The sequence below is a fragment of the Paraburkholderia caledonica genome (assembly GCF_000383275.1).
In the GTDB taxonomy this organism is placed as follows: domain Bacteria; phylum Pseudomonadota; class Gammaproteobacteria; order Burkholderiales; family Burkholderiaceae; genus Paraburkholderia; species Paraburkholderia caledonica.
Map to the genome: position 1 here is coordinate 130,622 of NZ_KB911049.1, position 10,398 is coordinate 141,019.

The 10,398-nt window shown below is 62.9% G+C and carries 9 protein-coding genes; 6 read left to right on the forward strand and 3 right to left on the reverse strand.

The annotated features are described in order from the left end of the window. Positions 1–325 precede the first annotated feature (325 nt). Complete coding sequence (locus H281_RS0130775; RefSeq protein ID WP_020070972.1) at positions 326–1,189, forward strand: class I SAM-dependent methyltransferase; 864 nt, start codon at positions 326–328, stop codon at positions 1,187–1,189. 295 nt (positions 1,190–1,484) lie between these two features. Here H281_RS0130775 and H281_RS0130780 read toward each other — a convergent pair whose 3' ends face one another. Together H281_RS0130780 and H281_RS0130785 are read right to left on the reverse strand one after the other, a co-directional pair. After that, positions 1,485–2,000: a GNAT family N-acetyltransferase gene (locus H281_RS0130780; protein WP_020070973.1), complete on the reverse strand. Its 516-nt coding sequence runs from the start codon at positions 1,998–2,000 to the stop codon at positions 1,485–1,487. 140 nt (positions 2,001–2,140) lie between these two features. Next, positions 2,141–3,136 carry a LysR family transcriptional regulator gene (locus H281_RS0130785; RefSeq protein WP_241077929.1) on the reverse strand — a complete coding sequence of 332 codons (996 nt, stop codon included), beginning with the start codon at positions 3,134–3,136 and terminating at the stop codon, positions 2,141–2,143. A gap of 54 nt (positions 3,137–3,190) precedes the next feature. Here H281_RS0130785 and H281_RS0130790 point away from each other — a divergent pair, with 54 nt between their 5' ends. From H281_RS0130790 to H281_RS0130815, 5 genes are all read left to right on the forward strand, one after another. After that, a complete protein-coding gene (locus tag H281_RS0130790; protein ID WP_020070975.1) occupies positions 3,191–4,579 on the forward strand; it encodes a M20 family metallopeptidase in 1,389 nt (462 codons plus the stop codon). A gap of 26 nt (positions 4,580–4,605) precedes the next feature. Continuing rightward, positions 4,606–5,907, forward strand: coding sequence for an MFS transporter (locus H281_RS0130795; RefSeq protein WP_020070976.1), 1,302 nt, complete (start codon positions 4,606–4,608; stop codon positions 5,905–5,907). Between the two features lies 1 nt (position 5,908). Continuing rightward, positions 5,909–7,042 carry an aminotransferase class V-fold PLP-dependent enzyme gene (locus tag H281_RS0130800; RefSeq protein WP_020070977.1) on the forward strand — a complete coding sequence of 378 codons (1,134 nt, stop codon included), beginning with the start codon at positions 5,909–5,911 and terminating at the stop codon, positions 7,040–7,042. A 128-nt stretch (positions 7,043–7,170) separates the two neighbouring features. Beyond that, positions 7,171–8,286, forward strand: a complete 1,116-nt coding sequence (locus tag H281_RS0130810) for a cupin domain-containing protein (RefSeq protein ID WP_027805089.1) — start codon at positions 7,171–7,173, stop codon at positions 8,284–8,286. A gap of 220 nt (positions 8,287–8,506) precedes the next feature. Continuing rightward, complete coding sequence (locus tag H281_RS0130815) at positions 8,507–9,688, forward strand: porin (RefSeq protein WP_084690214.1); 1,182 nt, start codon at positions 8,507–8,509, stop codon at positions 9,686–9,688. 305 nt (positions 9,689–9,993) lie between these two features. On the opposite strand, the gene H281_RS0130820 is transcribed toward H281_RS0130815, so the two are convergent. Beyond that, a partial coding sequence (locus H281_RS0130820; RefSeq protein WP_020070981.1) for an electron transfer flavoprotein subunit alpha/FixB family protein occupies positions 9,994–10,398 on the reverse strand: 405 nt, incomplete at its 5' end.

The window sequence follows — 10,398 nt, forward strand, 5'->3', positions numbered from 1 at the left end:
GTGCGTGACAGAGGTGTTGGCGAATCCCGGGTCTCACCTTGGAAAGGCTTACGAGCTGACCGGTCCCCGTGCGGAGACTCTTCGCGAGGTCGCCAAAGATTTCACAAGAGTCTTGGGGCGTCCAATCACCTACATGGACATCCCGTTGGAACCGTGGCTGGAGAGCTTGCAATCCATTGGCGCATCCGCACACGTGGTCGCGCACCTGGAGTCGATGGCACTGCGGCACCCAGTGACCAGGTAGCTGGAGGCGGGATCGCTGGAAACGATGCGCACTTTGGGATCGGATGGCTCAGCTAAGACCGAATCAGCACAAGGAGATGACATGGCAGAGCAAAATGCTTATCAGGTCGCCGACTGGAATGGTCAAAGCGGGAAGCGTTGGGTCGCCAACCAGGCGCGGCTGGACGCTATGGTGTCGGTGTTCGGCCAAGCCGCGATCGAAGCCGCCGCGCCCGTCACGGGCGAACGCGTGCTGGACGTCGGCTGCGGCGCGGGCGCGTCGAGTCTGGCACTGGCCGCTCGCATCGGCCCGGAGGGCCAAGTGCTGGGCGTGGACATATCCGAACCGCTGATCGGCCGGGCGCGCGCGCTTGCACCACAGGGTACGCCGGCCCTGTTCCAGATGGCGGACGCCAGCAGCGCCGAACTGCCCGAGGGTGCGTTCGACATTCTGTTCTCACGTTTCGGCGTGATGTTCTTCGACGATCCGACAGCGGCGTTCGGCCATATGCGACGCGCGCTGCGGCCGGGCGGCCGGGTCGCTTTCGTCTGCTGGCGCGGCGCGGCCGAGAACGCTTGGGTGCGCCTGCCGATGGGCGCGATCAAGGGCATCCTGCCGTCGAGCGCGCCGCCCGATCCCGAAGCGCCCGGCCCATTTTCGTTCGGCGACCGGGGGCGGGTGTCGCGCATCCTGACGGCAGCCGGCTTCACCGATATCGCCATCGCGCCCTTCGATGCTTCCGTCCCGTTTGGCGAGGGCGGGACGCGGGACGCTGCGATTGACGACGCGGTGAAGATGACGCTCGAGGTCGGCCCGCTGTCGCGCGTGCTCGCTGATCAGCCCGACGACATCCGCGCCCGCGCGTCGGCCGCGGTTCGTGCCGCCTTCGCGGGCCTCCCCGGTGAGCGGTCGGTGATGATCGACGGCGCGGCGTGGATCGTCACGGCACGCAATCCGGCAAGCTGACAGGGACTATCAGGGGAGACGCCCCTGCTCGGTGGAGCTAGGCGTCTTTGGCCGCAAAGATTGATGTGCCTTCTGGCCGATGAACGAGCACTCGCCTTGTGACAATCAGACGGCCGGTTGCGAAGCAGAGCCGACTCCTAAGCGGCCTACAGGCGGCGCATGTGAGCAGCAGTTTGTTGCCGAAATGCGAAGAAAACCCGATCTGTGGAAAGTATGAACTGCAATCCATCCCGACGCCGATGTCTTACGCGTGCCGTTTCGGGTGGTGCCGATCCCAGTGCGGCATGGACGGCCCTTACGGCTGGGTCTGTAACCGCGATTCCACCACGCCTGTCCCTACAAAGATGGATGGAGCTTTGCTGCTTGCCTTTCGCTCCGCCGGTTGACGAGCATAGTAGATGTCCCATTCGTCTTCACTAGTCTGTACGAAGCCGTGCCGTCTGTAAAAGCGGTTCGAATCACTGCCGCGCAAGGCGCCGAGACGGACTGGCATGCCTTGCGCGTCCGCGCTCGTGAAGACGTCGCGTAGGACGGTCGCGCCGATACCCTTTCCTTGGTGTTCCGGCAGAATATAAAAGTGATCGAGTAACCAGTGGTCTGCTTGCGGGCGAATGAGAATGAAGCCAGAGCGAACACCATTGACCTCGATGAATCGACACAACGCAGGATCGAACGACGTTAGAAACCGCTCCCGCGCGCGCTGCGGGTCGAAACGATCGACACGCTCCAGGCTCTCGCGCATCGCGGCGATACGAATGGCAACGAGTGTTTCGGCATCGGACTGCGTCGTAAGGGGATAGGCGATGTTCATTGAAGGCGGCTTCCGGAAAACGGTCATGCGGCGCTGCCAATAATAACGCCGCGAATCGGGAGTTCAGACGAATTTTCGCCGGCCCGAACGGCTCGACGACCGCGACTCGGAACAAGGGCAAGCCTCGGCCAAACCACAGATCACGCCTGCTTCAGATCACCGATGATCCATTCAAGACACGATGACGCAAGATCGTCCAGGCTGCGGCCCGCAAGCGTCAGCACCTGGAGACGGCGCTGCGTCAGCAGCGGGTTATCGAATGGAATCGCCTTCATGCGGTCCACGCCAAGCCGCTTCGCGACGGACACATATCCCGACGGCATGATCGCCTCCGGTACCACCAGCGCGAAACGGTACAGCGCCGCGACGTAGCGGCTCGTCATCATCGGCACGATTTCAATGTTCTCGACATTGCACGCGATGTCGAAGAGCTGGCGGTTGGTCGTGCCCTTGTCCTGCAGCACCACGGGATATGCCGTCAGATCCTTCAGCGCGACCTTCGCCTTGCTCGCGAGCGGATGCGTCTCGTGCATCAGCGCCATGACCGGCGCGCGCTGCGTGTACTGCACGGTGACGCCCGGCTCTGGCTTGAAGTTGAACGCGAGCGCGAGTGACGCCTCGCCCGACAGCAGCAACTGACTCGCCCGCTCCGACGACACAACTTCGAGCTGAATCACGATATCCGGATGCGCACGGCAAAACGCGCCCAGCGACACGGGCAGAAAGTCGAACGCGAAGCCTTCGGTACACGCAATGATCAGCGTGCGCGCGCGCCGCCGTTCGTCGCCCTGGATTTCGTCGAAGACCGCTTGCGCGTCGGATAGCGTTCGTTGCGCGTGACGCAGCAACAGACGCCCGGCTTGCGAAAGGACCATGCCGCGCGCATGGCGCTCGAAGAGCGGCACGCCGATATCGCCTTCGAGCTTGGCGATATGCCGGCTCAACGCGGACACGGTCAGCCCGAGCTTTTCGGTCGCCGACGTCAGCGAACCGGCCTGAGCGACGACCGAGAAATAGTAAAGCGACGGCTCCAGCAGCTTGCGCATAGCAATCACGATCAGGTGGACGAGCGTGCGCTCAGTGTGACTCAAGGTTTGAGTAAAACGCAAATGTACCTTGTTTGATTGCGAATACACGGATGCTCGCGCGGCGCTAATCTGGTGTCACCGGCCTTACTTCGACTCCACGACATGTCCCGAAACAGCGCTCTCGCTCTCGCCCAATCGCACTTCGACAGCGGCGAGTTCCTCGTCACCTTAAGCCGGCGCGTCGCGCTCGCCACCGAAAGCCAGCGCGCCGACGCAGCGCCCGTGCTGCGTCGCTATCTTCGCGAAGAAATCGAAGCCTCACTGTCATCTCTCGGATTCACCTGTGAGATCGTGGAAAACCCTGTGGCAGGCATGCCCCCGTTTCTCGTCGGCGAGCGCATCGAATCGTCGGCGCGTCCCACGGTACTGCTATACGGCCACGGCGATGTGATCGACGGCGACGCCGTCAACTGGACGCAAGCGCGTTCGCCCTGGCGCGTGAGCGTCGAAGGCGAGCGCTGGTACGGACGCGGCATCGCCGACAACAAGGCGCAGCATTCCATCAATCTCGCCGCGCTTGCCGCAGTGTTCGCGGAACGCGGCGAACTTGGCTTCAACGCGAAGATCGTCTTCGAAATGGGCGAGGAAGTCGGCTCGCCCGGACTCGACGCGCTTTGCGGCTTGTTGCGCGAACGCCTCGCAGCGGACCTGCTGATTGCATCGGACGGGCCGCGTCAGCGCGCCGCATCGCCCACGATGTTTCTCGGCTCGCGCGGCGCCCTGCACTTTCGGCTGCGTATCGCCAATGCGTTCGGCGCGCGTCACTCCGGCAACTGGGGCGGCGTGCTCGCCAATCCCGCGACGGTGCTCGCCAACGCTATCGCGAGTCTGGTCGACGGTCACGGCCGCATTCGCGTCAATGGTCTGCTGCCGCCAGCGATCCCGCAGCAGGTGCGCGAACGCGTTGCCGGTCTGGAAATCGGCACCGACGAAGGCGATCCGCCGTTGTCATCGAACTGGGGCGAGCCGGGTCTCACGCCTGCCGAGCGCGTCTTCGCATGGAACACGCTCGAAGTGCTCGCGATGCAGTCCGGCAACGTCGCAAACGCGGTGAGCGCGATCCCGGCCGCGGCGGAAGCTGTCTGCCAGTTGCGCTTCGTCGTCGGCACCGAGTGGAAGCGCGCGAAGGAGCTCATCGAAGCGCATTTCGCGCGCGAAGGCTTCGAGGGCATCGATGTGACCATCGAGGCATCGGGCGCGGCGACGCGGCTCGATCCGAACGATCCGTGGGTCGCATTCACGGAGGGTTCGATCGAGGCATCGACGGGCAAGCGCGTGACCTTGCTGCCGAATCTCGGCGGCACCATCCCGAATGAATGCTTCGCCGACACGCTCGGCCTGCCGACGATCTGGATTCCGCACTCCTATCCGGGCTGCCGTCAGCATGCACCCGACGAACATGTGCTCGCGCCGGTCATGCGTGAGGCTTTGCAACTGATGACCGGCGTGTTCTGGGATCTCGGCGAAACCGACACGCCGCACGCTCGCTAACCGTCCCTTTAATGGAACCCCAAGACATGGATTCGACTGTCATCGAGGATAGCCCGCCGAAGGTTGGCGCGACACCCATGCGGCGCCTTATCGTCGCGACCAGCATCGGCAATGCGCTCGAATGGTTCGACTTCGCCGCGTACGGTTTTTTCGCCGTCACGTTGTCGAAGCTGTTTTTTCCCGCGCACGACGAGACCGTTTCGCTGCTGATGACGTTCGGCACCTTCGGCCTTTCGTACGTGTTTCGCCCGCTCGGCGCACTCATGCTCGGGCGCTATGCGGACCGTCGCGGGCGCAAGGCGGCGCTGCTCATGGCGCTCGGGCTGACTACCATCGGCACGCTCATCTGCGCGGTGATTCCGACATACGCGCAAATCGGTGTTGCCGCGCCCATCGGCCTGATGACGGCGCGCATCCTTATTTCGTTCTCGACGGGCGGTGAATTCGGCAGCGGCACCGCGCTCATGATCGAGCAGAAGAGCAAGCGCAAGGCGTTCCTCGGGAGCTGGCAGTTTTCGAGTCAGGGCATGAGCACCGTGCTCGCGTCTTGCGCGGGGCTCGTGCTCAGCACGCAGTTGTCGCCGGAGCAGATCGAATCGTGGGGTTGGCGCGCGCCATTTATCTTCGGCTTGCTGGTCGCGCCAGTGGGACTGTATATCCGCAAGCACATCGACGATACGCTGCCCGCGCATACGCCCAACGTGAATGCCGCCGCGCGCAATGCGCCCGTGCGCGAACTGCTCGCGCACAGCAAAGGCCGCATCCTGCTCGCCGCAGGCATCATGGCCGTATCGACCGCCGCGAGCTATCTGATGATTCTGTATATGCCGACGTACGCGGTGAAGCAGTTGCATCTGCCGGCATCCACGGGCTTCGCCTCGACGGTCGTCACCGGCATGATCCTGATGCTGTTCACGCCGCTGATGGGCCATCTCGCCGATCGCTACGGACGCAGCCGCATGATGGTCGTCTCCGCGCTCGTCACGCTGCTCACGATCTACCCGTGCTTCGCGTGGCTGCTGGCCAGTCCGTCCCTGACCGTGCTGATGACGATCATGGTGCTCGCGGGAGCATTGAAGGCGATCTATTTCGGGCCGCTCGCCGCCGTGCTGTCGTCGCTCTTTCCGACCCACATCCGCAGCACGGGGCTCGGCTTCAGCTACAACATCGGCGTGATGGTGTTCGGCGGCTTCACGCCGTGGCTCGTGACCGCGATGATCGGCGTGACGCACGATCCGCTTTCTCCCGCGTTCTATCTGATGGCGTGCGCCGTGCTGAGCCTCGGCTGCATCGCGGTCTATCACTTCAAGCTCGTCAAGCACATCTAACATGAATACTCGTAACGACGATTTCAGCGGCTGGTTGATGTATCACTCCGTCGGCGTGTATCCGGGACATCGCGAAGCGATGACCGACTCGCTCGCCCGCTTCGCAACGAACTGGTGCGCGCCTGACGACACGCGCTGGGACGAAGCGCTCGCCGCGCGCGGCCGTCTGCTCGCGGACTGGGCGACGATGATCGGTGCACGCGACGCCGACGTGTTCGGCGCGCAAAACGTGACCGATTGCTTCGCGCGCTTCCTCGACGGTCTCGCCGACGACGTGCTGCGCGATCGCACCGTGCTCGTCGCCGCTGATTGCTTTCCGAGCCTGCATTTCCTGCTGTCGGGTCTCGCCGCCCGCCGCGGCTTCACGCTGCGCACCGTGCCCGTGCGCGATGGCGAAGACTACGTGCGCGACGAGGACTTCATCGAGGCATGGACCAGCGATGTCGCGCTTGCGCTCGTCACGTGGATATCGTCGCTCACGTCGAAGCGCGTGAACCTCTCCGCGATGTGCGAGCAGGCCCGCCGCCGCGGCAGCCTCGCCGCGCTCGACGTGACGCAAGGCATCGGCATCCTGCCGTTCGATCTGAACGACACACCGTTCGACTTTGTCTGCGGCTCGACGCTCAAATGGCTATGTGGCGCACCGGGCACGGGCCTCGGCTACATCGCGCCGCATGCGCTCGCGCTCGGCGTCGAGCCTGCGGTGCGCGGCTGGTTCAGTCAGCAGAATCCGTTCAACTGGAACATCGACGCATTCTCGTATGCATCGGATGCACGCCGCTTCGACACGGGCACGCCTTCCGTGCTGCCGTTCGTCGCATCGCAGCCAGGCATGTCGTGGATGCTGGCGCAACCGGCGGGAAGCGTGCGCGCGCACAACCTCGCGCTGTGCCACGAACTCATTGCGATGCTCGACGACAAGCGTTATCGCCTGCTCTCTCCGCGTGCCGATGACGAACGCGGTGCGAGCATCATGGCAGAAGCGCCCGCGCATCTCGATGCCGCGAGCATCGTCGTGCAGCTGAAGGAAGCGGGCCTCTTCGTCGATTCGCGCAGCCGCACGTTGCGGCTTTCGCCGGGTATCTGCACGACCCGCGCAGGACTTGCGAGACTGGCGCAATGTCTGCCGCGATGAAGCGTCAACGCTCGCGCATTCTTTCCAGCGCGCCGCGACGCATCGGCATCGCTTGTGTGCTGACGGGGCCGCCGTCGCGCGCGTAAATGACGCGCCGCCGCTTCCCTTTCACCACTTATGCGAATTCCATGAACACATCTTCCATGACGTCTGACGCGCCTATCGCGGGCGTACAAGGCTTTATCGTGCCGATGCATTGCACGGACCTTCCCGCCACGATGCAGTTCTTCATCGCTCGGCTCGGTTTTCGGCTCGATGCGATCTTTCCCGCAGATGGCCCGCGCAACGCAATACTTTCGCGCGATGGCTTCCGCCTGAGGCTCGGCCTCGATGTGCGCAATGGCATCGATACGCTGAACGTGCTCTGCGACGACCCCGCGCAATTGCCAGGTGAGATATCAGAACTCGTCGCACCCAATGGCGTCGTCGTGCGACTCATGCACGCGAATCCGCCGATGATGCTGCCGCCTACGCGCCAGCAACTCGTGCTGTCGCATGCAGGCAGCGACGCACACTGGAGCGTCGGGCGCGCGGGCATGCGATATCGCGATCTGCTGCCGGAGCGGCACGGCGGCGCGTTCATTGCATCGCATATCCGCATACTCGAAGGCGGGCCCGTGCCCGATTACGTGCACTTTCATAAGATCCGCTTTCAGACGATTTTCTGCCGCAAGGGCTGGGTGCGTCTCGTGTACGAAGGACAAGGTGAACCGTTCATTCTCGAAGCGGGCGATTGCGTGTTGCAGCCGCCCGAGATCCGGCATCGCGTGCTCGAAAGTTCGGCCGGTGCGGAAGTGATCGAGCTCGGCAGTCCCGCCGAACACATCACGATGGCCGAGCACGGCATGACCTTGCCGAACAGCGTCTACGATCCCGACTATGAATTCAACGGCCAGCGTTTCGTGCGGCATGTCGCCAAAAATGCATCGTGGAAACCGTGGAAATCGCCGGCATTCGTCGTTGCAGATACAGGCATCGGGGCGGCTACCGATGGCCTCGCCGGCGTGCGCGTCGTGCGTCCTCTGGGCGATGGACAGCAAGCCTCGCGCATGCACGACACCGAGTTCTGCTTCTTCTTCGTGCTCGCGGGCAGTTTCGATGTCGCGCAGGGGGAGCAGCACTGGCGCCTCACGGCCGACGACAGCATCGCAATTCCGGGCAACCTGCCCTACACATTCAGGCAGTGCAGCGCCGATCTCGAACTGCTGGAAGTTACCTTGCCCGCCGACTTCTCGCTCGCCTGAAGAATCACTACGCTGCTCATCAACAACGCGCGCGTGAACCGCGCGACGAACCGGCTCGCACGTCGCGCTTCTTCTCGTGCGTGATAGAGCGTTGCGAATCTCGCAAACCCTGCTTGATTGATTGCGAACACTCGATCGATGGCGAGCCGGTAATGTTGCATCAGGAGCCACCGACATATCCGCTCCGCACGCGATGAATTCCCACTTAAATTACTTCGTCATGCCAATGAATACTAAAATCTTCTCGGCTTCCGTGCTACTCGCCGTCTGCGGCGCTGCTCATGCCGATGTCAGCTCCGTGACACTGTACGGGCTCATCGATTACGGTGTGAACTACCAGAGCAACAGCGCCGGCGGCCGCATCATCGGCGGTGCCAGCGGCATCATGCAAGGCTCGCGCTGGGGCTTCAAGGGCGTCGAGGATCTGGGCGGCGGTCTGTCGGCGATCTTTCAGCTGGAGAACGGTTTCGATCTTGGCAAAGGCACTGCATTGCAGGGCGGCACGCTCTTCGGGCGGCAAGCGTATGTCGGGTTGTCGAGCAACGCGTATGGCACGCTCACGCTCGGACGTCAGTACGATTCGCTCGTCACCTTCGTCGAATCGCGGATGAACTCAGCGAATTATGGCGGCGGCACGACTGCGCATCCGGGCGATCTCGACAACCTCAACAACAGCAAGCGCGTGAACAACTCGGTCAAGTATGCGAGCCCGAATTTCGGCGGCTTCACCGTGGGTGGCGTATATGGCTTCGGCGGACAGGCGGGCGATTTGACACGCAACCAGATCTGGTCCGTTGGCGCCGGCTACGACTACGGCAACTTCTCGGCGGGCGCGGCGTATATGAACGTGCGCAACCCGAACCAGTCGTTTTTCACAAGCACGCCGACCAACGTGCCGGGCGCAAATCTCAACAACATGACCGCGAGCCCGGTCTATAGCGGCTATGCGTCGGCGCACTCGTATCAGGCGATAGCGGCAGCCGGTCGCTATACGCTCGGTCCGGCGACTTTCGGGCTCGTCTACAGCAACGTGGAATTCAAGGATCTCGGCGATACGGCGTCTGGCTCCAATCCGCTCCGGCTGACGGGCACCGCAAAATTCAATACCGGTGAATTCAACCTCACATACTTCTGGACGCCCGCACTGGCGAGCGAGTTCGTCTACAGCTATACACACGGTTCGGGTGTGGGCACGATTGGCTCATCGAGCTACAACACGCTTTCTTTGTCGCTCGACTACTACCTTTCGAAACGCACGGACGTCTATGTCATCGGCAGCACCCAGTTCGCGAGTGGAACCGATTCGACCGGCCGTGCGGCGCGCGCGACGCTCAATGCTCTGACGGCTTCATCGACGGACCGGCAGACATTCGTGCAATTGGGCATTCGGCACAAGTTCTGATGCCGTGCAATCGGAAATGGGCCCGTTGCTCAATTCAGCGAATTTACCGTCTGAGAGCGGAAGGACCGGCGATCCAGGCAAGACGTAGTCCCGCAAGCGAATACGTCTTCGACATATTACCCGTGCCGATGCCGCGCTCGTAGAGGTCGGCCATCGACGCGCGCCCGCGAGAATATGCTTGCCCGTCGTGCGTTCCCGCGTTCGCGGGCTTTCGTGAGTCGTCGGCTCGGTGCGCCTGTGCCTTTAGTGCTTCAATCATTGACGGAGCTGACGCGGCCAGCGCCCTTGTACGCGGGGTTGAGAGGTTAAGCCAAGTGACCGGTTGAACTGGTTAGTTCCGGCACCAGCGTGAACAGATCGCCAACAAGGCCATAGTCGGCAACGCTGAAAATCGGCGCTTCCGGGTCCTTGTTGATGGCGACGATCACCTTGCTGTCCTTCATGCCCGCCAGATGCTGGATCGCGCCCGAGATGCCGACCGCGACATACAACTGCGGCGCCACGATCTTGCCGGTCTGGCCGACCTGATAGTCGTTCGGCACGAAGCCCGCGTCCACTGCTGCACGCGATGCACCCAGCGCCGCGTTCAGCTTGTCGGCCAGCGGCTCGAGAACCTTGGTGTAGTTCTCGCCGTTGCCCAGGCCGCGCCCGCCCGAAACGATGATCTTCGCCGACGTCAGTTCCGGACGATCCAGCTTCGTCACTTCACG

Excerpts from the sequence above, each read along its gene's own strand:
- H281_RS0130775 (WP_020070972.1), top strand. The coding sequence starts at position 326 with ATGGCAGAGCAAAATGCTTATCAGGTCGCCGACTGGAATGGTCAAAGC.
- H281_RS0130780 (WP_020070973.1), bottom strand. The coding sequence starts at position 2,000 with ATGAACATCGCCTATCCCCTTACGACGCAGTCCGATGCCGAAACACTC.
- H281_RS0130790 (WP_020070975.1), top strand. The coding sequence starts at position 3,191 with ATGTCCCGAAACAGCGCTCTCGCTCTCGCCCAATCGCACTTCGACAGC.
- H281_RS0130795 (WP_020070976.1), top strand. The coding sequence starts at position 4,606 with ATGGATTCGACTGTCATCGAGGATAGCCCGCCGAAGGTTGGCGCGACA.
- H281_RS0130800 (WP_020070977.1), top strand. The coding sequence starts at position 5,909 with ATGAATACTCGTAACGACGATTTCAGCGGCTGGTTGATGTATCACTCC.
- H281_RS0130810 (WP_027805089.1), top strand. The coding sequence starts at position 7,171 with ATGAACACATCTTCCATGACGTCTGACGCGCCTATCGCGGGCGTACAA.
- H281_RS0130815 (WP_084690214.1), top strand. The coding sequence starts at position 8,507 with ATGCCAATGAATACTAAAATCTTCTCGGCTTCCGTGCTACTCGCCGTC.